Below are 22,088 nucleotides of genomic sequence, written 5' to 3'. Positions count from 1 at the left end.
ACAAGGCCGGATATAGATCTGCAAGCCAGCCTGTCTGCCACAACACACGATAACTTGCTCAAACGGGACGCGTTCATATAGACCCATCATGACGATTCACTCCCGTCGTTTGATGCCTTCCAGGATACCTAACATTCCGCATCGCCGCCGACTTTTTCAACAGAATCGGCCGACAAGCGACTTTCAGGCCTTTCAACCTCGCCGGTACGCGCACGTTCGTGCTCGAAAATATTTTTTACGGAGTGTCGATCCGGCGGTGACGTGCTCGTCGTAACGTTGGGAGCCTGGCTGAAACAGTCGGACTTTCAATCCACGAACCTGTTACTTCAAGGAGTCGCCGTCATGAGCAGCCCTGCTGTCAAACCGATCCCGGAAGGGATGCACTCGCTCACGCCGTACCTGATCTGCGCAAACGCAGCCGAAGCCATCGCGTTCTACACGAAAGCCTTCAACGCCGTCGAACAGTTCCGGCTGCCGGGACCGGGCGGCAAGGTAATGCACGCGTGCCTGAAAATCGGCGATTCGATGCTGATGCTCACCGACGAACGGCCCGAACACCAGGCGTTCGGACCGAACCACCTGCAAGGCACGCCGGTGACGATCCACCACTACGTCGAAGACGTGGACGCCAGTTTCCAGCAAGCCGTCGATGCGGGCGCGACCGTCAAGATGGCTGTCGCCGACATGTTCTGGGGCGACCGCTACGGCCAGCTGAAAGACCCGTTCGGACATAGCTGGTCGTTGGCCACGCATAAGCGCGATCTCAGCACCGAAGAGATCCAGCAGGCCATGGCGGCGATGAAGTAATTGTCGAGGCGGAATGCCTGGAGGGGAGTGGCGGGGTGAAGTTACCCACAGATTCTGTTCAGTAGTCTGTGCATAACCACCCCACAACTTCCTCAACTCATTGATACGGTAGTTGTTTTCGCCGTTACGCTGAACCGGGTCACGGCTCCTTGAGCGAGCCTGTGCATCGTAACCGCTGCCCTCCCCCGACTACGGGATCGAGCGGACTTCCCGCCTCCCGGAAGCCAAGCCTGGTGTAAGCGCAAAACCAGGTCTTCTGGAACGCACTACCCCCTCAAGCCGCCGCGGCCTGCAACACCGCGTCAACCTGCTCTCCGCCCAACGCGTCGAGCAGGTCGCCCAGCATGCGATCGAGTTCCGCAGTCATCAGCGTGAAATCCGAGTCGAAGCGTTCGTCGTCGTTCTGCGCGGTCGGATCGCTGGCTTCCTTCAGCACGTCGAGCGGTGCAATGCGCTTGATCGTCAGCGAAGGCGTCAGTACGAACGAGACCCGATCGTTCCACGTCATCGCAAGCCGCATGCATTGCTTGCCGGCCTCGATATGACGGCGCATATCTTCGGCGTCCAAAGTATGTCCGACGTAACGCACGGTTGCGTTGCCTTCCGCCGGTGAGCGCAACTCGGTGTCCTGATCGAGCGTGAAACCAGCGGGCCCCTCGCCCGACAGCAGCCAACCCGTCATGGCCGCAACCGGCGATTGTGTAACGCGCACGGTGCCAAGCGGCAACTGGTCGATCGACTTCACCAGCAACCCGCGCACTTCGTCGGCAACTGCTTGCGAACCTGCGTCGATGACCAGCCAGCCGTTGCGGCAATCGATCCACACGCGCGTATCACGCCGGATGCTGAAAGCGCGCGGCAACAGTTCGTCGGTGACCTGCTCCTTGAGTTCGCGCATCTGTTTGCGGCCTGGTTTGAAACCCTGCTGCTCTTCCAGTTCAGCGGCGCGCGCCTTGGTGACTTGCGTGACGACCGAAGCCGGCAGCAGTTTCTTTTCGGTGCGAAACGTGAGCAGCATCTGCCCGTTGAGTGCATACACGAGCGAATCGTTGTCGCGAGGAGACGCCCAGCCATGGCTTTGCATCTCGACACTATTGCCGGGCGCGAAAGCATGCGGCGCGAGCCACTTCTGCATCTGTTCGGGAGTAACGGACCACGGCGCGGGAAGGCGGTGAAGCTGAAGGTTTTTGAACCACATGGGCAGAGTCGAGTACGGGCAAAGCGCACCATTCTATCTCTATCTGGCAGGTCGCCCGACATGCTGACGATCTCGGCGAGCGACGCCGGAGGACCAGCGCTTAGAGATTAACGCAACCGCCACGCAATCGAAGCCACGGCTCACCGAGGCGTCGCCGCCCTCTCCTTCAACAGCCTCGAGGCCAGTGCGAGCATCCGCTGGTTCGCGCTTGCGGGCGCAAAACTGGCGACCTTTTGTGAAGCTGCCTGCACGAGGCTACGGCGCAGTTCGGTCTCGGTGAGAAGACGTTCCATGGCCAGCGCCATCGCGTCGACATCGCCCGGCGGTACTAGCAGGCCGGCTTTGCCGCCCTCCAGCAGATCGCGCGGGCCGGTCGGGCAATCCGTCGATAGAACCGGCGTGCCGAGCGCCATGGCCTCGCCAAGCACCATGCCGAAGCCCTCATAGCGGCTGCTCAGCACTAGCAGCTCCGCCTGCCTGATATAGGGCGATGGGTTCGCGCAAAAGCCCAGGAAATGCACGGACGGGGCGATCCCCAGTTCGTGCGCGAGTTGCTCCAGCTCGCCTCGGTCCCTGCCCTCGCCGATCAGCACAAGCGCCGCGCTGCAGCGGCCACGCTCGCGCAATTGGGCGTAGGCTCGCAGCAGCGTCTTGTGGTCCTTCTGACCTTCGTCCAGACGCGCCACCGACACAATGAACGAATCCGCCGGACGTTCGATCTGCCCGGACGCCGCACGCCGCAACGCATCGATGTCGATCACGTTCGGCAACTCGGTAACGTCCACATGACTTGTCGCGAAAAGCTCGCGCGCTTCGCGCAGCATGGCCGGCGTTAGCACGGCTACCGCCGAGTAACGTGCGAAATGCCGGACGCGGCGGGCAACATAACGCTCGCTCTTGTTGCCAAGCCGCGCGGCGAGGCTGAAGTGACTGACGCCAATCCACGGCACGCCACAACAGCCTGCCAGATGACGCAGCGAAAAATCGAAGTCGCAAACCAGGTCATGCTGGCTCGCGAGGCGTCGCATCCGACGCGCCGCCAGCGGCCGGATCGCGCCGTAGGTCAGCGCCTTGTGCAACAGCTTCTCGCCGAGGCCGAGTTTGCGTTGACGCGCTTTCTTATGCAGCGCGACCATCCATTCCGATGAAGCGAGCACATGGACATCGACGTCGTCGGGAATGGAATGCGCGCGCCAGAACGCCAGGTCGTCGGTCGGATAGGCCACCGAGAGGCTCGGAGCGAACAGCCGGCGGTCCAGTGTCTTGAGCCACGACAGCAACGCCGTCTCGGTGCCGCCCTTACCGAAGTCGTTGATGTGAAACAGAATGCGCAGCGGGGCGCGGTCGGTCTCTGCGGCCTTCAATGTCTCGCTCATTACCGCCCTTTTTCATCCAGCTTGACGGTCTGCGATTCGCGTAGCGGTTCGACCCGCCCGGCCGTGGACATGGTGCGCTCAACGCTTTGCGAAGATCCAGCCGAAGCTCTGCCGTGCTCCGCGTACCCCAGCAGGAGGCCCGCGAACGACCAGAACGCCAGCATGGTCGTCTGCCACATGAAGTCATCGGTCATGTTTTTCGCGATCATGCCGGCCACCAGTGCGACGCCTGCAGCGCATAACCACGGTTCTGCTCGCTGATACCGCCAGAATCGCGCAACCAGGCTTAGCAACAGCGCCGTCTGCAGCACCACGCCAATGAAGCCCGTCTGCAGCCAGGTGTTAATGAACAGGTTGTGCGCATGCGTCAGCGCTTGCGGTTCTGCCGCCAGCAACGCAGGCGGCATTGCATTGCGATAGACGATGCCCGGCAATGGCTTGCCGAAACCGATGCCGGCCCAAGCGTGATGCTCGGCCTGGCCGACATAGAACGCCCACAACTTCGGGCGCGTATCGGCCGATACCGTATCGCCGATGGCCGACAGTGAGCCCGGCACGTAGACCTGGTGACCGTCGATCACGACGTCGCGCGCCTGCGTGACCTCGGGCGCGGCACCGCTCGTGCGCAAGCGGGAACTGAGTTCGAGCGTGCCGACGCCGGCTGCACCCACCACGGCAATGGCCAGCACCGCGAGCATGAGGCGGCGCCGATACAGCGGATATAACGCGACGAGAAGCGTTACGGCGGCGGCCGGCCAGAAGAACCGGTTGAGCGTCGCGAGCCCGATAAAGAGGCACAGCACAATGCCGCTCGCGCCGACCACGCGCCAGCGCGGACGCAACAGGAAGCCGGCGAAGAGCGCCATCGAGAACACCGCAAGCGTGCTGGTATGACCGACGCGATTATAGAAATGCAACGGGAAGGTGTTGGCCGTAGGGGGTTGCAGATGCCCCCAGTTGAGCGCGCTGATCGTGGCGAGCGCAAGGCACGCAAGCCAGTTGACGGCGACCACGGGCTCGGGTCGCCGCAGTTGGCTGCCGAACAGCCAGAAGCCCCAGAACGACACCAGCGGATAGAGCACCTCGTCGCACCACGCGTGCAGGCTGACCATCGGATACGGCGACCACGCCACCGAAGCAAGCCCCCACCCCGCCCACGCGGCGACGGGCAGCAGCAGCGGCCAGCGCACGAGCGGCGGACGGTCCGCCGAAAAGGCAGCCGCCGCGACACCGAGCGCAAGCAACGCGAGCGCGTTGAAGACAATCGCCGTCATGTGGCCGAACATCACCACGAACAGCAGGACCGGACAGGCAACCCAGAACAGGCGCTCCACTCGCGCAGCCGTGTGAGTCATTACGCTTTCACCAGGATATTTTGCAAAACATTGAATACCGACTCGACCGTGAGTTGGCCCATGCACTCGGCGTGGTCGCCACGCCACGCGACGCAGGTCGTCTCGTTGCGATCGCAGCGCCGCACCCATGCTACCTCGCGGCGGAAGATAAAAGGCTGATCGCGACACGGCATGTCGGCGACGGTGATCGGCACGAACGGCACCTCGCTCCAGTAGCGTCCCGCGCCATGAATCTGCGCGTTGCCGGGACCGAAAAGCGCAAGCGTAGGCACCCCGATCAGGCGCCCAAGATGGGCGACTCCGGTATCGGGACAAACCACGGCCTCTGCACCGGCAAACAGATGCCACAACTCGCCGAGACCGAACTGAGCCGCCAGATTCGGATGACGCGCTTGCGGGTCGATCGCGCGGATCAGATCCGCTTCGCCTGGCCCGCCGGTCCACACCGGCAGATAACCCAGTGCTTCGACTCGCCCCGCCAGCTCGAGCCAGCGCGCATTCGGCCAGCGCTTGACGCTCCCGCTCGCGCCCGGATGAAGCACCACATAACGTTTTGTGAACTGCGCCGGCTCGGGCAACGCGCGATGCGGAGGCGCCGGCCAATCGGCGGGACGGTAAGCGCGCGGAGGCGGCCCTTCTATTAGTTGCGCGGCGAGGTCGGCCCACGCCTCGGGCGCATTGGGATATGGCACGCTCCGGTCGAGCGGCCAGTTCTTCCACGCGGGCTTGTCGCCGGAGTGTCCGACGATCCACCGGCAGCCGGCCGCGAGCGCGAGCCAGCTATAGCGGTTATCGCCGAGCACGAGGCCAAGGTCGTAAGGTCCGGAAAGCAAAACGTTTCGCACGGACGCCGGATCGCGCGGATCGAACGGCAACGCGTTCACGCCGAAAGGCCGCCCCGCATATAGCGGCACGATGGCTTTCGGGCAGGCCAGAAGAATGTCCGCTTGCGGATATTGCGCACGCAACTTGGCGAGCAGCGGCGTGAGCAGCAACGTATCGCCAAGCAAAAGATGATGCGCGATCAGGATACGGCGGATGCTCTGCGGCTCGCGGCGCAAAGGCTTGGCGAGCAGTCGCGGAATAGCCGACCTGAAGGTAAGAAGACGCCCGGCAAGCCGACTCATAGGCTCATCGGCGCGTTTATTTCCGCCGCGATCTTGCTGTACGCCGATACCCGGCGCGAGGTCGCGTTCGCCATGCACAATCTCCAGCGTATTCTTTTCGACAGATCAGTGCGGCGGCTGCGGCCCCGTCGTGACGGGTAGGCGCGCCCCGGCGACGGCGCTGCTGGCCCGCCGCCTGTCCTCGCGGGCATCGAAGCCCGGTGAAGTAAAGGGGGTGTTCGGCTCGAATGAGATCAAGCCGAATTCAAGCGTTAATTTCAAGCGTCGATATCGCAAAATTATAACATGTGGCCCTCGCGCAAAACGACGCCAGACCGTGCCTGGCGGCGCGCGCGCGCCGTCCCGCAAAGAGTGGCGAGACCTACGAGGCCGGTGCGATCTGCTTTGCCAGGCTCAGCAACGCATCGACGTGAGCGGCCACGCTCGGGTCATAGCGGACCGCGGCGGCGTCGGTGAGTTCGGGCGGCGCGAGGCGCGCGTGGTCGCGATGTGCCGCGACCGCTCGCGCCAGCGTTGCCCGCAGGTCGGCCACGTCGCCCGGCTCGAAGACAAACTTTGCATGTGAGGCGATAGCGTCGCAGCAACCGATGTTCGACGGGAAAATCACCGGCGTGCCGCACATCACCGATTCGATGCCGACGAGGCCGAAGGGCTCGTACGTCGATGCAAGAATAGTGAAATCGGCGGCCTGATAACACTCCGCGAGTTCCTTGACGTAGCCGATGTAGCGCAGCCGTTCCGAAGTGCGCGCGGGCGGGCGCCCCGCCACCGCCACCACGATCGGCAGCGACGTATCCCGCAACGCCGCTTCGATGAGCGGCAACCCCTTGCGCTCGTGACTGCTGGATGGAAACAGCAGAACGATCTCGTCATCTGCAAAACCGTATTTACGCCGCAGGGCGGCGCGACTGGCCGCATCGGTCGGCTTGAAACGTGTTCCATCGACGGGCGGATACAACACACGGATTTTTGCTTCGTCGACCTCGTACAGTCCGCGCAATTCGTCGTGCATGAGTTGCGAATGGGCGACGACGACTTTGGAGCGCGCGTATTGGCGCCGCTCAAGTTCGATCTGCCAATGGTCCGAGCGCTTCTGCGTGCGCCCCGTCGCCTGAAGAAAACCAAGATGCGTACCGCCGCAGATGGCGATATCCGACGAGTCAACGCGGTTGCAGCCAATCAGCAAGTCGACGTGCGCCGCTCGGCGCGCCGAGCGCAAACGCCATGAGAACCAGCGGTCGCGCAGTTTGCCCGGCAGGAACGACACATTGATGCGGTGCCGTTCGACCATGCCGCTTTCGGGCAGAGACGTATCGAAACGACGCGCAAAAAATGCAAGCTCGACGCCGCGTGCCGCGAAGCCTCGCACGAGATCCATCGCATAGCGCTCTAGGCCGCCGCTGTGCTGCAATGCGTTGCTGGAAAGTCCAAGTTTCATCATTCAGACAGCGCGCGCGAGCGCCTCGTCAAACGTTATCGGAGATGGGGCGCGGTCCGGCAAAACGGACCGCCTGGTGGCGGACCGATTCGTGGCAGACAAGACCGCCGGAGGCTGACGTCGTGCGCGTTACGCCGCGCTCTGCTGAAACTGAATGCGATGCAGATGTGCATACAGTCCGTTTTGCGCGAGCAACTCGCGATGGCTGCCGCTTTCGGCGATTCGCCCCGCCTCCATCACGAGAATCCGGTTTGCGCGCTCGATGGTCGACAGACGGTGCGCAATGACGAGCGTCGTGCGGCCTTTCATGAGCGTTTCGAGCGCGGCCTGCACGTGGCGCTCAGACTCGGAATCCAGCGCTGAAGTTGCTTCGTCGAGAATCAGGATGGGCGCGTCCTTGTAGATGGCACGCGCGATTGCGAGACGTTGCCGCTGGCCGCCGGAGAGCATCATGCCGTTGTCGCCCACGAGCGTGTCTATGCCGTTGGGCATAGCCTCGACCGTGTCCCACAAATTGGCCGCCCGGAGCGCCGCGTTGACCTTGTCCCGATCTGCGGTCTGGCCGTAGGCGACGTTGTTGGCCACGGTGTCGTTGAAGAGCACGACGTCCTGGCTAACCATTGCGATCTGGCTGCGCAGCGCGTGAAGGTCGTAGTCGCCAATCGGAACTCCGTCGACCAGAATCTCGCCGCCGGTCGGATCGAAAAAGCGCGGCAGCAAATTCACCAAGGTAGTCTTGCCGCTGCCCGACGGGCCCGCGAGCGCCACCATCTCGCCTGGCGCAACCTTGAACGACACATGGTCGAGCGTGTGACGGTTATGCGTGGCGTTGGTGCTGTACATAAACGAGACGTTGCGGAACTCAACTTCGCCGCGCGCGCGTTCGAGCGGCTTGCCGCCGCCCGCAGGCTCCGCAGGCTCGTCGATCAGACCGAAGATCAGCTCGGCCGCCGTCATGCCGCGCTGCAGCGGCTGGTTCACATCCATGAGGTGTTTGAGCGGCGAGATGATCAGCAGCATTGACGTGACGAATGCGACAAAGCCGCCGACCGTGGTCTGATCCGACGACGACTGCACCACCGCGATCGTAATCACGACGGCGAGCGCGATAGACGCGAGGAACTGTGTCAGCGGTTGAGCAAGGCCGCCCGACACGGTCATGCGCATTGCATAGCCACGCAGGCGCTTGCTCATGGACGTAAAGCGGTCCATTTCGTACTTTTCGCCGTTATGAACCTTGACGACCTTGTAGCCGCCCACGGTCTCCTCGACGATATAAGACAGCTCGTTCGTGAGCAGCTGATGCTCGCGGTTCAGACGCCGCAGCCGGCGGTTGATCTTGCCGACCAGCCAGCCGATGCCCGGCAGCAGTACCGCCACGATCAGCGTCAGACGCCAGTTCAGATAGAACAGATAGCCGAGCAGGAAGATCACAGTGAGCGAGTCGCGCACTAACGTCACCATCACGCCCAACAGCACGTTGAGAATCTGGTTGACCTCGAAGACGATCGCGTTGATCACCGTGCTCGCGGTTTCGCGCTGAAAAAACGCGACGCTCGTGTGAATCATGCGGTCGAACATTCTCAGGCGCAGTTCGAGCAGAATCTTGTTAGATACGTATGCGAGCAGGTAGCCCGACGCATATTGCGATACACCGCGGATCAGCGCGAGGCCGATGACAGCGGCCGGCACGAACCATTTTGCGTTGTCGCTCGCATGCGCGCCAAAGCCTTTGTCGAGCAGCGGCTTGAGCAACGCGGGGATGGCCGCGTCGGTGCCGGCGCTGACCGCCATTGCGACGATCGCCCCGACGATCACCCACAGGAGCGGCTTGATGAACGGCCACAGGCGGCGGAAAACGACGGCGGGGGACGACGCCTCACCTTCACCGATGGGTTTGCTTAACGTTGGCTTCGCGCTCAAGGAATCCTCTGGGAATGCGGTACGAGATTCGCGCCGGCAACGGGCCGCCCGCCGCGCGAAGATCGAAAAGAAGCATTGTAAACGGTTGGAGTTGACGGTCGGCTGACGTTTTGGCGCGACGATCCCGGTTAGCGAAGGATCGGACAGGCTGTGTATACTTCCGCGACCCGTTGCGCTCCATCGCGCGCTTTTGCGCGATCCGTCCGGTCATTCCGCCTCCAGTCCATTCCGCGATCAGGCAATTCAGGTATGCAAGAAATCACCCTCGGCGTCGCCATCATCACCAGAAACGCGGCGGCGCGGCTGGCCGAATGTCTGCAGTCCGTGGCCTTTGCCGATCAGATCGTCGTGATCGACGGCGGCAGCACCGACGGCACAGCTGAAATCGCGCGGGCACACGGCGCGCAGGTGATCGAACAAACGGACTGGCCAGGGTTCGGCCCGCAAAAGAACCGCGCGGTGGACGCGCTCACCACCACATGGATTTTGTCGCTCGACGCCGACGAAATCGTTTCGCCGGAACTCGCGGCCGCTATCCGTGCAGCGCTCGCAGCACCCACCGCGGACGTTTATGCAGTGGACCGACTGTCGAGTTTTTGCGGGCACTGGATTCACCACAGCGGCTGGTATCCGGACTGGATTCCGCGTCTCTTCAAACGCGGCACCGCGCGTTTTTCCGACGATCTGGTTCACGAACGTCTGGTGTTCGATACACCGGCGCAACGCCTCGCCGGCAAGCTGATGCACTACTCGTACGAAAACTTCGAGGGCGTATTACGCAAGCTCGACGCCTATTCGACCGCCGGCGCGCTGCAGCGTCACGCCGCGGGTCAACGCGGCAGCTTCGGCAAGGCGCTTGGCCGCGGCGCCTGGGCGTTCGTGCGAACCTACCTGTTGCGGCGCGGTTTTCTGGACGGCCGCGCCGGCTTCATGATCGCCGTGTTCAACGCCGAGACGGTGTACTACCGGTTCCTCAAACTCGCGAGGCTCGGCGAAGAGCGGCGCTCGCAGTAGCGCCTGCAGGGCGTACGCGGCGGCGCCCGCATCGGCGCCAGCGGCGCTTGCATCAATACACGATTTCGATCGCGCTGCCGGCGAACTGGCCGCGCAGGTCGGCAAGCAGTTCGTCGGTTGGCTTCACGCGCCAGGCGTCGCCAAGACGCATTTCGCCCTCCGCGTTCTCGCTGCGGTACACCACCTGAACGGCGAGGCCGTTCGGGATCTGGACCGGCTGACGTTGCCGCCCATTGTCGCCGCCATAGCCGCCACCAAATCCGCCGCCGCCGTTTCGCCCACCGCCGTTGCCGCCGCGCGATGAAGCCGCCGGCGCCGGCACTGCCTGCGGCTCATCTTTACCCGCGCTATGTGCTTCGAGCACGCGCCGCAATGCCAATGCGTCAGCGTTGCCGTTCATCTGCACTTTCACGGCCTCGGCATAGCGGCAACGCGCGCGGCCCAGATCCATGACCGTGTCGACCGTGAAGCGGATACCGCCCGTGAACGCGTCGTTGCGTGCCTGGCCCTGCACGACCAGCAACTCGTCTTCCTTGAACAGTTGCTTGTTCGCTTCGAAGGTCTCGTTGAAGACCGTCACTTCGCATTGACCGGTGCCGTCGTCGAGTAGCGCAATCAGCATCTTGCCGCGCTGGGTCATCTGCGTGCGCAGCGACGCGATGATGCCGGCAACCAGCTTGTCGCGCCCTTCTTTCAGCTCGCCGATTTTCTGGCGCACGAAGCGACGCACTTCGGCCTTGTACGCATCGAACAGATGGCCCGACAGGTAGAAGCCGAGCGCGGCCTTCTCTTCCTGCAACTTCTTTTTTTCGGGCCACTCCGGTTCGTCCACCAGTTCGTGGCCTTGCGACGGCGCGTCGCCCATGTCGAAGAGTCCCGCTTGCAGCGCATTCGCGCTCGCCTGCTCGGCAGCTTCCATGGCGAGCGAAACCGACGCGATCAGCTGCGCGCGATTCTGATGCAAGGTGTCGAACGCGCCTGCGCGAATCAGCGCTTCAACCGTACGGCGATTCACGACGCGGCGGTCGATCCGGTTGCAGAAATCGAAGATGTCGATAAACGGACCGTCTTCGCGCGCGCGCAGAATTTCCTCGATCGCATTCTGGCCGCTGCCCTTGATCGCGCCGAGACCATAGCGGATGGTCTTAGAGCGCTTGCCGTCGGCTTCCGCCACCGGCTCGAAACGATACGCCGACAGATTGATGTCCGGCGGCAGCACCACCATCTTGTTGGCGAGACAGTCTTCGAACAGGATCTTGACCTTGTCCGTGTCGTCCATGGCGAGCGACATATTCGCCGCCATGAATTCCGCCGGATGGTGCGCCTTCAGCCACGCGGTGTAATACGCGAGGAGCGCATACGCGGCCGCGTGCGACTTGTTGAAGCCGTAACCCGCGAACTTCTCCATCAAGTCGAAGATTTCGTCGGCCTTCTCGCCGGTCAGCCCGTTCTTCGCGGCGCCCTGGCGGAACAGCTCGCGATGCTGGGCCATTTCCTCGGCCTTCTTCTTACCCATCGCGCGACGCAGCAAGTCGGCGCCGCCCAGCGAGTAGCCGCCGATGATCTGCGCCATCTGCATCACCTGCTCCTGGTAGACCATGATGCCGTAGGTCTCTTTCAGAACAGGTTCGACGCGCGGGTCAGGATACTCGACCACTTCGCGGCCATGCTTACGCGCGCAGAAGCTCGGGATCAGGTCCATCGGGCCCGGACGGTACAACGCGACGAGCGCGATGATGTCCTCGAAGCGGTCCGGCTGCGCGTCTTTCAGCATGCCCTGCATGCCGCGGCTTTCCAGCTGGAACACGGCGACCGTATTCGCTTTCTTCAGGATCGAGAACGACGCCGGGTCGTCGAGCGGCACTTGCCCGAGCGACCAGTCTTTCTTCGACGGATCGAGACGGCGGATATAACGCTCGGCCCAATCGAGAATGGTCAGTGTGGTGAGACCCAGAAAGTCGAACTTCACGAGGCCGACCGCTTCGACGTCGTCCTTGTCGTACTGGCTCACGACGCCGCTTTCGTCGCCCTGCGTGTAGAGCGGGCAGAAATCGGTCAGCTTGCCCGGCGCGATCAGCACGCCGCCCGCGTGCATGCCGACGTTACGCGTGAGGCCTTCCACGCGTTGCGCGAGTTCGAGCAGCTGATGCACTTCGTCTTCGTTGTCGAAGCGCTCCTGCAGAAGCGGCTCTTCCTTCATCGCGTCGGCGATCGTGACGTGCTTGCCCGGCTTGAACGGAATAAGTTTCGCGATGCCGTCTGTGAACATGTAGCCGAGATCGAGCACGCGGCCGATGTCGCGCACCGCCGCCTTCGCCGCCATCGTGCCGAACGTCGCGATCTGCGACACGGCGTCTGCGCCGTATTTCTCCTTCACGTACTGGATCACGCGGTCGCGGCCGTGCTGGCAGAAGTCGATGTCGAAGTCGGGCATCGACACGCGTTCCGGATTCAGGAAACGCTCGAACAGCAGGTTATAGCGCAGCGGATCGAGGTCGGTCACGCCGAGCGCATAGGCGACGAGCGAACCCGCGCCCGAACCGCGGCCGGGGCCGACAGGCACGCCATTGTTCTTCGCCCAGTTGATGAAGTCCGCGACGATCAGGAAGTAGCCCGGAAAGCCCATCTTGATGATCGTGCCGCACTCGAACTCGAGCCGCTGATAATACGTGTCGCGCTGCGCGGCGCGCTCCGCTTCGTCCGGGTACAACTGCTCGAGACGCTTTTCGAGCCCTTCTTTCGACAGATGCACGAGGTAGTCGTCGAGCGACATGCCGTCGGGCGTCGGAAAGAGCGGCAGTTTCGGCTTGCCCAGTTCGAGCGTGAGATTGCAGCGCTTGGCGATTTCCACCGTATTGGCAAGCGCCGACGGAATATCCGCGAAGAGCGCGGCCATTTCCTCTTGCGTGCGGAAATACTGCTCGGGCGTGAAGCGCTTCTGGCGCCGCGGATTGGCGAGAATGTCGCCTTCCGAAATGCACACGCGCGCTTCGTGCGCGGTGAAGTCGTCGGGCGTCATGAACTGCATGGGATGCGTGGCGACTACCGGCAGCTTCAACGAAGCTGCGAGCGCGACCGCCTGCTGGACATACTGCTCGCCGCCCGGCTGACCGCAACGCTGCAACTCGATGTAGAAGCCGCCCGGGAAGACCTTTGCCCAATGCAGCGCGTTGCGCTTTGCCGCTTCCTGATTGCCCGCGGCAAGCGCGAGTCCGACGTCGCCCTGCTGCGCCCCCGACAATGCGAGCAAGCCCTCGCCCAAACCGGATTCCAGCCAGCCAGCCTCGACTTCCGCGCGACCGCGATACTGGTTCGTGAGGGAAGCCTTGCTCAGCAACTCGCACAGGTTCAGGTAGCCGCGACGGTCTTTAACCAGCAGCAGCAGGCGCGAAGGCTTGTCGCGGTCGTCCGGATTGGTGATCCAGACGTCGCAGCCGGCAATGGGTTTGACCCCTTTGCCGCGCGCTTCCTTATAGAAACGGACGAGGCCGAACGCGTTGCCGAGATCGGTGAGGGCGAGCGCGCCCTGACCGTCCTGGGCAGCCGCCTTGACGACGTCGTCAAGACGCACGATGCCGTCGGCAATCGAGAATTCGGAGTGGACGCGGAGATGAACGAAGCGGGGATCTGACATGGGCGACATTGTAACTCCACCCTCCCGGAGATTTCAGCGCAAAACCCCGTGTTAGCCATCCGGCGTAGGACGCTGACTTCACAGCGCCGCGCCTTGGCGTTTTCGGGACTTTTGCAAGGTCTCCCCCAGCCTTGTACGGACCGATGCGCGCAAGTTTGCAGGCCATTTGCGCTAACGCAACTGACTGGCCATTCGGCCGAGTCGGGGAAAGCGCCGGCTTGAGGGATAATACGGGTTTTGCCGCGTTCGACGTGGCCGCGGCTTCGGGCACCGGGCTTCACGCTGCGGGCTTTCCCCGCACGCGACCATCCGGCAGCAGCCCACCGCGCCCGTCACGCACAACGCCGCCACTTATTACCGCTGGACATTCATGAGTATCGTCAATCTCGCCGCGTACCATTTCGCGACCATCGAAGACACTGCCGCATGGCGCCCGCACGTCACGGAGCGCTGCAACGCGCTCGGCCTGCGCGGCACCATTCTGCTGGCGCCGGAAGGCATCAACCTGTTCGTCGCGGGCACGCGCGAGGACACCGACGCGTTCATCCACTACATCCGTCACGATCCGCTCTTCGAGGGCAAGTTCGCGAGCCTGCAATTCAAGGAAAGCCTGTCGGAGAAGCAGCCGTTCACGCGCATGCTGGTGAAGCTCAAGCGCGAAATCATCACAATGAAAAAGCCGGCCATCCGGCCGGAGCTGGGCCGCGCGCCGTTCGTCGACGCGCCTACGCTGAAAGCCTGGCTCGACCGCGGCCACGACGACGAGGGCCGCCCGGTCGTCATGCTCGACACGCGCAACGCGTTCGAAGTAGACGTCGGCACGTTCGACAACGCCCTCGATTACCGCATCACGAAATTCAGCGAGTTTCCGGAAGTTATCGAGCACAACCGTGCCGACCTGGAAGGCAAGACCGTCGTGTCGTTCTGCACGGGCGGGATTCGCTGCGAGAAGGCCGCGATTCACATGAAGGAAGTGGGTATCGAGCACGTGTATCAGCTCGAAGGCGGCATCCTCAAGTATTTCGAGGAAGTGGGCGGCGCGCATTATCACGGCGACTGCTTCGTGTTCGATTACCGCACTGCGCTCAATCCGCAACTCGAGCCCACCGCGACCGCGCAATGCTTCGGCTGCCGCGCGGTGGTCACGCCTGAAGCGCAGAAGTCGCCAATGTACGTGCCTGGCAAGACGTGTCCGGCATGTCATCCGGACAGCAAGGCGGCTCGCGCTGCCTGAACGGCGGTGCTTGCCGACTCATGAACTATCGCGGACGCTTCGCGCCCTCGCCCACCGGCCCGCTGCATTTCGGCTCGCTGGTGAGTGCGCTCGCAAGCTGGCTCGACGCCCGGGCGCATCACGGCGCATGGCTGGTTCGCATTGAAGATATCGACGGACCGCGCACCGTGCCGGGCGCCGCGCAAGACATTCTCGCCACGCTCGAACGCTTCGGCATGTACGCCGACGAGCCACCCGTCTGGCAAAGCACACGCATCGCGCGTTATCAGCAGGCCTTCGACCAGTTGAAGGCGGCTGGCCTAGTCTATCCGTGCGGCTGCACGCGCAAGGAAATCGCCGACTCGCTGCTGCACGCACATACGCGTAACACCACGCTCGCCTATCCGGGCACGTGTCGCAACGGACTGCACGGCAAGCCGGCGCGCGCGTGGCGCCTGCGCGTGCCGGACGACGACGCGGCCGTGATCGCCTTCGAAGATCGCTGGCAGGGCAAGCAGACGCAGAATCTCGCCACCGACGTCGGCGATTTCGTGCTGAGACGCGCGGACGACCAGTGGGCGTATCAACTGGCGGTAGTAGTCGACGACGCCGACGCGGGCATCACGCACATTGTGCGAGGCGCAGATCTGATGGATTCAACGGCAAGGCAGATTTACTTGCAGCGATGCCTCGGCGTGCCAACGCCACGGTACTTGCACGTGCCTGTGGTGACGAACCAGTATGGTGAAAAGCTCAGCAAACAGAATGGAGCGAGCGCGCTCGACTGCGATAAGCCGCTCGAAGCGCTGAACGCGGCCGCGCGGCATCTGGGATTGAATCTGGATGGTGACGCAAGCGTCAAAGCCTGCACGACGCTGGACGATTTCTACACTGCGGCGACCGCGGCGTGGGCAAAGCGCATGCGCTCGGCGATATGACCTGGCGCTGCGCTGCATGCAAGCCATGAAGCCCAAGGCCGCCATTCGCATGAGCGCTGAAAAGCTACTTCCGCCGGTCTAAATCAAGCGCCCGGCGCAACAGCGCCAACCCTGAAACTGTCGGCCGCCCTCTTTTACGACGATTTGCGCGGCATGCCAAAGCCGCCCAGCAATGCCGCAAGCGGCTGCTTCGAAGACGACTTCTGCGGCGCCGACCCGGCGGCCTCGGCCTCTTCGCCCTTGCGAACCGAAGCAGGCGACGGTTCATAAGGCTTCAGGAAGAAGTCGTCCACAGGCTGCGCACGATGATGATGCGGGCGGTCGAACGAACCCGACGGCGCGCCCGAGCGGCGGCGACCACCCCGCTCGTCACGGCCCTCGCTGCGCTCACGCCGCGGTGCGCGCTCTTCGTGATGATGACGCACGGGCGCCTCGACGGTCAGACGCAGAACTTCCAGCGGACGCTTGATCAGTTTCTCGATATCCGCCAGCTGCTTGCGCTCGTTCGGGCTGCACAGCGACAAAGCGTCGCCGGAAGCGCCCGCGCGGCCCGTACGGCCAATGCGGTGCACATAATCTTCGGCGTTGAACGGCAAATCGAAGTTGATCACAGCCGGCAGTTCGGCGATGTCCAGACCGCGGGCGGCGACGTCGGTGGCAACCAGCGCTTCGATCTCGCCTCGCTTGAATGCGTCGAGCGCCTGCATCCGCTCGTTTTGCGAGCGATCGCCGTGAATCGCGGTCGCGACCACGCCGTCACGTTCCAGACTGCGCGCAAGTCGGCTCGCGCCGATCTTGCTGTTGCAGAACACGATTACCTGCTTCAGGCCGCGCTCGCGGATCAACTGAACCACCGCGCCAGTTTTGTCGCCTTCGGCCACTTCGTAGACGATCTGCGTGACATTGGTCGCGGTCGAGTTGCTGCGCGCCACTTCGATAGTCTGCGGATTGCGCAGATATGTGGCAGCCAGCTTCTTGATTTCGCCGGAGAAAGTGGCCGAAAACAGCAGCGTCTGACGCTCTTTCGGCAGCAGATTCAGAATGCGCTGCAAGTCCGGCAGGAAGCCCATGTCGAGCATCCGGTCGGCTTCGTCGAGCACGAGGATTTGAACCTGCCCGAGGTTGGCGGTTTTCTGTTGCACGTGGTCGAGCAGGCGGCCCGGCGTGGCGATCAGAATTTCGACGCCGCGGCGCAACTGCTCCGACTGCGGGTTCATGTCCACGCCGCCGAAAACAACGGCGCTGCGCAGCGCCGTGTGCTTCGCATACGACTGAACGTTCGCCGCAACCTGATCGGCCAGTTCGCGGGTCGGCGTGAGAATCAGCGCGCGCACCGGATGGCGGGCGGGCGAAGCGCTCGTGCTGGCCTGCGGCAACAGGCGCTGGATGATCGGCAGCGAGAAGCTTGCGGTCTTGCCGGTGCCGGTTTGCGCGGCGCCCATGACGTCGCGGCCTGCCAGCACGACAGGAATCGCCTGCTCCTGAATCGGCGTGGGCGTGGTGTAGCCCGATTCTTTGACCGCTTTCAGGATGTCGGGTGCGAGACCGAATTGATCGAAGGTCGCAGTGCTGGGGGTGACGGCTGTGTCGGACATGGTGGCTTTCGCTAAAAATGCGCTTGGCGCGTGCGCGCGGCAGCGGTCGGAACCGCAGAAGGCATCAGGATGAAGGCGGAGCCACGGCGTTCCGCACAGGACCCGTCGTTGCGGGAAAGGATGCGGCCGGCTCCGGCCGGCGGAAACACCCACCGGAAAGGCCGGTATTGTAGCACTTCAGCAAAAACACTCATGGCGCAGGCGCCGGCTTTCTGCTTATGCGGCGAAAGCCCGGCGGCGCGTGCCGGCGCGCGCGGCCGTGCGCCGCCGTGCGCCGCCGTGCGCCTCGCTCGGCGAGCGTAGTGCGTTCAAACGACAGTCGCATGACAGAGGGAAAAGCGGTTTTGCGCCGCCGCACCAACTCCCGCACCTCACCAGGTCTCGCGCATCACCATCAGACGCAGTTCTGTCATGTCTTCGATCGCATAGCGCACGCCCTCGCGTCCGAGCCCCGAGTCCTTCACGCCGCCGTACGGCATGTTATCGACGCGAAACGACGGCACGTCGTTAATCACCACGCCGCCCACTTCGAGTTCGTCCCACGCGCGATGCGCGTGCGCCAGAGAATCGGTAAACACGCCCGCCTGGAGGCCGAAGTCGCTGTCGTTGACGGTCGTGAGCGCGACGCCGAAATCGTCGAAACGCTCCAGAATGGCGACCGGCCCGAACGCTTCCTTGCGATACAGGTCGGTGTCGCGCTTAACGCCTTCGAGCAGCGTGGCCTCGAACATTGCGCCGTCCACCTTGCCGCCCGCGACGATCGTCGCGCCCGCCTGCACCGCGCTTTCCATCCAGCCGGCGAGCCGCTTTGACTCGGATTCGGAAATCATCGGCCCGACGAAAGTCTTTTCGTCCTTCGGGTCGCCCATCACGAGCGACCTGGTTTTGGCGATCAACTTCTCGCGCAGCGCATCGTAGATGCTTGCGTGCACGAGAATCCGCTGCACGCCGATACAGCTTTGCCCCGACTGATAGAACGCGCCGAACGCGAGCCGGTCGACGACATAGTCGAGCTTGCCGCCCTGATCGCCGTCGACAATCGCTGCCGCGTTGCCGCCGAGTTCCAGAATCACCTTCTTCTTGCCCGCCTTTTTCTTCAGTTCCCAGCCCACCGCCGGCGAGCCCGTGAACGACAGCAGCTTGAAGCGTTCGTCGGTCGTGAAGAGATCTGCGCCGTCGCGGTGCGCGGGAAGAATCGAAAAGGCGCCCTTCGGCAAGTCGGTTTCGGCGAGAATCTCGCCCATGATCAGCGCGCCGACCGGCGTGCGGCTCGCCGGCTTCAGCACGAACGGCACGCCTGCGGCAATTGCGGGCGCGACCTTATGCGCGGTCAGGTTCAGCGGAAAATTGAACGGCGAGATAAACGAACACGGACCGATGGGCACACGCTTCACATAGCCGTGGTAACCGTTGGCGCGCGGCGAGATTTGCAGATTGACGATCTCGCCGTCGATCCGCACGGCTTCCTCGGCGGCTACCTTGAACGTGTCGATCAGGCGCGTGACCTCGCCCTTCGAGTCGTTGATCGGCTTGCCTGCCTCGATGCACAGCGCGAGCGCCAGCTCGTCGTAACGCTCTCGAAAGCGCTTCACGCAATGCTCGAGCACCGCCTGGCGCTTGAACGGAGCAAACGCACGCATTGCGGGCATCGCTTCGACGGCGAAGCCGATTGCCTTGTCGATCGCGGCCGCGTCGGCCATTGCGACACGCGTTGCGACTTCACCGCTGAATTTGTCGGTGACTTCGAGATCCGTGTTCGCCGCCACGGCTTCGTTCGCGAGGTAGTACGGGTAAGTCTTGTTCAGCATGACGCATTCTCCTTCCGATAGGTCACAGCGACAGCGCGGCGCCGAAGCAGCCCGCACCGCTCACAGTTGCGCGGAAAGCCGCTTGATCTCGCGGTTCAGCACGCGCTCGTTATCCGAATAGTCGATGGGCACGTCGATCACATGCACGCCCGGCGTGGCAAAACATTCGCGCAGCAGCGGTGCGAATTCCGCCGCCGCTTCGACCCGGTGCCCCTTCGCCCCATAGCTCTGCGCGTACGCGACGAAGTCCGGATTGGCGAGCGTCATGCCGTAATCGGGGAAGTTCATGTTCTCCTGCTTCCAGCGGATCATGCCGAACGCGTCGTCGCGCAAAATCAGGATCACGAGATCGAGCTTCAGCCGCACCGCCGTTTCCAGTTCCTGCGAATTCATCATGAAGCCGCCGTCGCCGCACACGGCCATGACTTTGCGGTCCGGGTGCACGATCTTGGTGGCGATTGCGGACGGCAGGCCGGCGCCCATCGAAGCAAGCGCGTTGTCGAGCAGCAGCGAATTGGGTTCGTGCGCACGGTAGTAGCGCGCGAACCAGATTTTGTACATGCCGTTGTCCAGACACACGATGCCGTCAACGGGCGTGGTCTCGTACACGTCGTTGACGAGCCGCACCGGGTACATCGGAAAGCGGTCGTCGTGCTGGCCTTTCACCAGATGCGCCTCGAAGTGCTCCTTGATCTCCTTGAAGCGCGTGAAATCCCAGTGTTCCTGGCGCTCCTTCAGGCTCTCCTTTAGCTGCCACACCGCATTGGCGATGTCGCCGACCACTTCGATCTGCGGGAAATACACGGTATCGACTTCCGCGCCGAGGAAGTTGACGTGAATCACCGTTTTCTCGCCGGCTTCGCCGCTGCGCATGAAGAACGGCGGCTTCTCGATCACGTCGTGCCCGACATTGATGATGCAGTCGGCGTGATCGATCGCGCGGTGCACGAAGTCGCCGTCGGACAACGTGGCGTTGCCGAGCCACATAGGATGCGATTCGTCGATTACGCCCTTGCCCATCTGCGTGGTGAAGAACGGAATGCCGGTCTGGTCGACGAATTCGCGCAGCATCTTCGTCGTGGTCTTGCGGTTGCCTCCTGCGCCAATCATCAGCAACGGATGCTTCGCTTTCATGATGGCTTCAACGGCTCGCGCGACCGCTTTTTCCTCGGCGACCGGACGCCGGCTGTAGCTCTTCGGAATCGGCTTGCCGTCGCCCTCTTCGTGCGCGACGTCTTCGGGCAACTCGAGGTGCGTGGCGCCCGGGCGCTCTTCCTCGGCCTGCCTCACGGCCTCGCGCACCGCGGCCGGAATATTGGCGATGGACACGATCTGGCGCGTGTACTTGGTGAGCGGCTCCATCATCCGCACGACATCGACAATCTGAAAATGGCCCTGCTTGCTCGACTTGATCGGCTTCTGGCCCGTGACCATCAGCATTGGCATACCGCCCAGCTGCGCGTAGGCCGCCGCCGTCACGAAGTTGGTCGCGCCCGGGCCGAGCGTTGCAAGACACACGCCGGTGCGGCCCGTCAGACGTCCGTAGGTCGCGGCCATGAAGCCCGCTGCCTGTTCATGACGCGTAAGGATCAAGCGGATTTTCGAGCGGCGCAGCGATTCGAGCAGATCGAGATTTTCTTCGCCGGGGATGCCGAACACATACTCGACACCTTCGGCTTCCAGCGATTTGACGAACAGGTCGGATGCTTTCATGGAGGGTCTCGCTTGATGGTACGGACGCGGGCGCAAGGCCTGGCCGTGGGTGAGCGGAAACGGACGATCGGAGACTCAGGACGACCGCAGAGACAGCAACGGCGACAACAGTCACGACGACACGCGCAATGCCACGCCGGACAGCTTACTACTCGGGAAGAAATGATGCGCGCACGGAGACACTGCAGCGCGAGAGAACAAAAGGCCGACGGCTTCGGCCGGCCGCTCGATGATATCGAGCCGGGATTCCGGCACGGCTTCGGCCGACCTTCAGCGATTGAGGGTGATGCAGTCGGACAGAACTGGCGGCGCGCCTTCGCCAGCCATGGCGTCGTAGAGATCGGCGCGCGGACCCTTGGTCCACCATGTAAAGCTGCCGGCCTGATATTTCACGCCGGACGCGGCGATCGTGTTGACGAATAGCAGTTGTTTGCCCTTCACGGGCACGAGCGCGAAGCTCTGGCCGTTGGCCGTATTCCAGTAGGTGACGTGCAGGATCCTGCCGGTCGCGCAGGTGTATTTACGCGTTTGACGATTTTTCGCCTGAACGTCGTCGAGATGCAAGGGCGCGGCGAACGCATAACCACACATTGCCGCGAGGCTCACTGCAACCAGCCTTTTCTTCATTGAATGCCCCGCTCGTTGCTGATCAAGGGTCGATGACGTCGGCGCAGGCGTCGGTCGGCGCGGCGGCCACGTGCCCGACCACCGGCACGATCTTCAGACCGGCGGACGCAATTCGGCACGGTGCAGCGGCGAGCCCGCAGCCCGTCAACGCCGCGCAAAGCGCGACCAACACGCCAAGAGCGCCGAGACGAACGGCGTTGCCGTGCCGGGTTGAGCCGCGCGTCACTGTGCTGCCGGATTCCTGCGACATTCGTGCCTCGACTTCGGTGAGACCATTCATTCGTGGGCTCGGACAATCAGGCTGCGATCGCCCCGGGCTGGC

General features: G+C 63.1%; 16 protein-coding genes. 4 read left to right on the top strand and 12 right to left on the bottom strand.

Features of this window, described 5'->3' with window-relative positions; all coding sequences use genetic code 11:
• The first annotated feature begins 342 nt into the window (after positions 1–342).
• Complete coding sequence (locus J2W46_RS15045; protein WP_310354681.1) at positions 343–807, top strand: VOC family protein; 465 nt, start codon at positions 343–345, stop codon at positions 805–807.
• 274 nt (positions 808–1,081) lie between these two features.
• On the opposite strand, the gene J2W46_RS15040 is transcribed toward J2W46_RS15045, so the two are convergent.
• The 6 genes from J2W46_RS15040 to msbA all read right to left on the bottom strand — a co-directional run bounded on the left by J2W46_RS15040 (position 1,082) and on the right by msbA (position 9,224).
• Entirely contained in the window at positions 1,082–2,005 is a 924-nt protein-coding gene (locus J2W46_RS15040) for a recombination-associated protein RdgC (protein WP_131316635.1), read from the bottom strand.
• Positions 2,006–2,145: 140 nt separating this feature from the next.
• Entirely contained in the window at positions 2,146–3,381 is a 1,236-nt protein-coding gene (locus J2W46_RS15035; protein ID WP_310354678.1) for a glycosyltransferase, read from the bottom strand.
• Complete coding sequence (locus J2W46_RS15030; RefSeq protein ID WP_310354676.1) at positions 3,381–4,736, bottom strand: O-antigen ligase family protein; 1,356 nt, start codon at positions 4,734–4,736, stop codon at positions 3,381–3,383. The genes J2W46_RS15035 and J2W46_RS15030 overlap by 1 nt, the downstream gene beginning before the upstream one ends.
• Positions 4,736–5,863 carry a glycosyltransferase family 9 protein gene (locus J2W46_RS15025; protein ID WP_310354674.1) on the bottom strand — a complete coding sequence of 376 codons (1,128 nt, stop codon included), beginning with the start codon at positions 5,861–5,863 and terminating at the stop codon, positions 4,736–4,738. Before J2W46_RS15025 ends, J2W46_RS15030 begins: the two co-directional genes overlap by 1 nt.
• A 361-nt stretch (positions 5,864–6,224) precedes the next feature.
• Positions 6,225–7,301 (bottom strand): glycosyltransferase family 4 protein, encoded by a 1,077-nt coding sequence (locus tag J2W46_RS15020; protein ID WP_310354708.1) that lies wholly within the window; start codon positions 7,299–7,301, stop codon positions 6,225–6,227.
• Between the two features lie 129 nt (positions 7,302–7,430).
• Entirely contained in the window at positions 7,431–9,224 is a 1,794-nt protein-coding gene (gene msbA, locus J2W46_RS15015; protein ID WP_020065342.1) for a lipid A export permease/ATP-binding protein MsbA, read from the bottom strand.
• 249 nt (positions 9,225–9,473) lie between these two features.
• Here msbA and J2W46_RS15010 point away from each other — a divergent pair, with 249 nt between their 5' ends.
• Complete coding sequence (locus tag J2W46_RS15010; RefSeq protein ID WP_020065341.1) at positions 9,474–10,238, top strand: glycosyltransferase family 2 protein; 765 nt, start codon at positions 9,474–9,476, stop codon at positions 10,236–10,238.
• A gap of 52 nt (positions 10,239–10,290) precedes the next feature.
• Here J2W46_RS15010 and dnaE read toward each other — a convergent pair whose 3' ends face one another.
• On the bottom strand, positions 10,291–13,881 hold the full coding sequence (gene dnaE / locus J2W46_RS15005; RefSeq protein WP_310354671.1) for a DNA polymerase III subunit alpha: 3,591 nt from the start codon (positions 13,879–13,881) through the stop codon (positions 10,291–10,293).
• Between the two features lie 361 nt (positions 13,882–14,242).
• Between dnaE and J2W46_RS15000 the strand changes: the two genes are divergently transcribed.
• Together J2W46_RS15000 and gluQRS are read left to right on the top strand one after the other, a co-directional pair.
• On the top strand, positions 14,243–15,106 hold the full coding sequence (locus tag J2W46_RS15000) for a sulfurtransferase (RefSeq protein WP_310354669.1): 864 nt from the start codon (positions 14,243–14,245) through the stop codon (positions 15,104–15,106).
• Between the two features lie 20 nt (positions 15,107–15,126).
• Positions 15,127–16,023 carry a tRNA glutamyl-Q(34) synthetase GluQRS gene (gluQRS, locus tag J2W46_RS14995; RefSeq protein ID WP_310354667.1) on the top strand — a complete coding sequence of 299 codons (897 nt, stop codon included), beginning with the start codon at positions 15,127–15,129 and terminating at the stop codon, positions 16,021–16,023.
• 134 nt (positions 16,024–16,157) lie between these two features.
• Here gluQRS and J2W46_RS14990 read toward each other — a convergent pair whose 3' ends face one another.
• The 5 genes from J2W46_RS14990 to J2W46_RS14970 all read right to left on the bottom strand — a co-directional run bounded on the left by J2W46_RS14990 (position 16,158) and on the right by J2W46_RS14970 (position 22,016).
• Positions 16,158–17,618: a DEAD/DEAH box helicase gene (locus J2W46_RS14990; protein ID WP_087751231.1), complete on the bottom strand. Its 1,461-nt coding sequence runs from the start codon at positions 17,616–17,618 to the stop codon at positions 16,158–16,160.
• 371 nt (positions 17,619–17,989) lie between these two features.
• Positions 17,990–19,426, bottom strand: coding sequence for an aldehyde dehydrogenase family protein (locus J2W46_RS14985; protein WP_310354665.1), 1,437 nt, complete (start codon positions 19,424–19,426; stop codon positions 17,990–17,992).
• Between the two features lie 60 nt (positions 19,427–19,486).
• On the bottom strand, positions 19,487–21,139 hold the full coding sequence (locus tag J2W46_RS14980; RefSeq protein WP_020065334.1) for an acetolactate synthase large subunit: 1,653 nt from the start codon (positions 21,137–21,139) through the stop codon (positions 19,487–19,489).
• Positions 21,140–21,409: 270 nt separating this feature from the next.
• The gene (locus J2W46_RS14975) at positions 21,410–21,766 is read right to left on the bottom strand and encodes an MliC family protein (protein WP_310354663.1); all 357 of its coding nucleotides are present in this window, start codon (positions 21,764–21,766) and stop codon (positions 21,410–21,412) included.
• Between the two features lie 22 nt (positions 21,767–21,788).
• Positions 21,789–22,016: a DUF6726 family protein gene (locus J2W46_RS14970; protein WP_310354706.1), complete on the bottom strand. Its 228-nt coding sequence runs from the start codon at positions 22,014–22,016 to the stop codon at positions 21,789–21,791.
• Between the last annotated feature and the right edge of the window lie 72 nt (positions 22,017–22,088).

The sequence above is a fragment of the Paraburkholderia strydomiana genome (assembly GCF_031456815.1).
Lineage (GTDB): Bacteria > Pseudomonadota > Gammaproteobacteria > Burkholderiales > Burkholderiaceae > Paraburkholderia > Paraburkholderia caledonica.
Note: the sequence above shows the minus strand (reverse complement) of the source record. Positions and strands in the feature narration are given on the sequence as shown.

What these genes read in the sequence shown, in the direction of transcription:
- J2W46_RS15045 (WP_310354681.1), top strand. Translation starts at nt 343, where the DNA reads ATGAGCAGCCCTGCTGTCAAACCGATCCCGGAAGGGATGCACTCGCTC.
- J2W46_RS15040 (WP_131316635.1), bottom strand. Translation starts at nt 2,005, where the DNA reads ATGTGGTTCAAAAACCTTCAGCTTCACCGCCTTCCCGCGCCGTGGTCC.
- J2W46_RS15035 (WP_310354678.1), bottom strand. Translation starts at nt 3,381, where the DNA reads ATGAGCGAGACATTGAAGGCCGCAGAGACCGACCGCGCCCCGCTGCGC.
- J2W46_RS15030 (WP_310354676.1), bottom strand. Translation starts at nt 4,736, where the DNA reads ATGACTCACACGGCTGCGCGAGTGGAGCGCCTGTTCTGGGTTGCCTGT.
- J2W46_RS15025 (WP_310354674.1), bottom strand. Translation starts at nt 5,863, where the DNA reads ATGAGTCGGCTTGCCGGGCGTCTTCTTACCTTCAGGTCGGCTATTCCG.
- J2W46_RS15020 (WP_310354708.1), bottom strand. Translation starts at nt 7,301, where the DNA reads ATGAAACTTGGACTTTCCAGCAACGCATTGCAGCACAGCGGCGGCCTA.
- J2W46_RS15010 (WP_020065341.1), top strand. Translation starts at nt 9,474, where the DNA reads ATGCAAGAAATCACCCTCGGCGTCGCCATCATCACCAGAAACGCGGCG.
- dnaE (WP_310354671.1), bottom strand. Translation starts at nt 13,881, where the DNA reads ATGTCGCCCATGTCAGATCCCCGCTTCGTTCATCTCCGCGTCCACTCC.
- J2W46_RS15000 (WP_310354669.1), top strand. Translation starts at nt 14,243, where the DNA reads ATGAGTATCGTCAATCTCGCCGCGTACCATTTCGCGACCATCGAAGAC.
- gluQRS (WP_310354667.1), top strand. Translation starts at nt 15,127, where the DNA reads ATGAACTATCGCGGACGCTTCGCGCCCTCGCCCACCGGCCCGCTGCAT.
- J2W46_RS14990 (WP_087751231.1), bottom strand. Translation starts at nt 17,618, where the DNA reads ATGTCCGACACAGCCGTCACCCCCAGCACTGCGACCTTCGATCAATTC.
- J2W46_RS14985 (WP_310354665.1), bottom strand. Translation starts at nt 19,426, where the DNA reads ATGCTGAACAAGACTTACCCGTACTACCTCGCGAACGAAGCCGTGGCG.
- J2W46_RS14980 (WP_020065334.1), bottom strand. Translation starts at nt 21,139, where the DNA reads ATGAAAGCATCCGACCTGTTCGTCAAATCGCTGGAAGCCGAAGGTGTC.
- J2W46_RS14975 (WP_310354663.1), bottom strand. Translation starts at nt 21,766, where the DNA reads ATGAAGAAAAGGCTGGTTGCAGTGAGCCTCGCGGCAATGTGTGGTTAT.
- J2W46_RS14970 (WP_310354706.1), bottom strand. Translation starts at nt 22,016, where the DNA reads ATGTCGCAGGAATCCGGCAGCACAGTGACGCGCGGCTCAACCCGGCAC.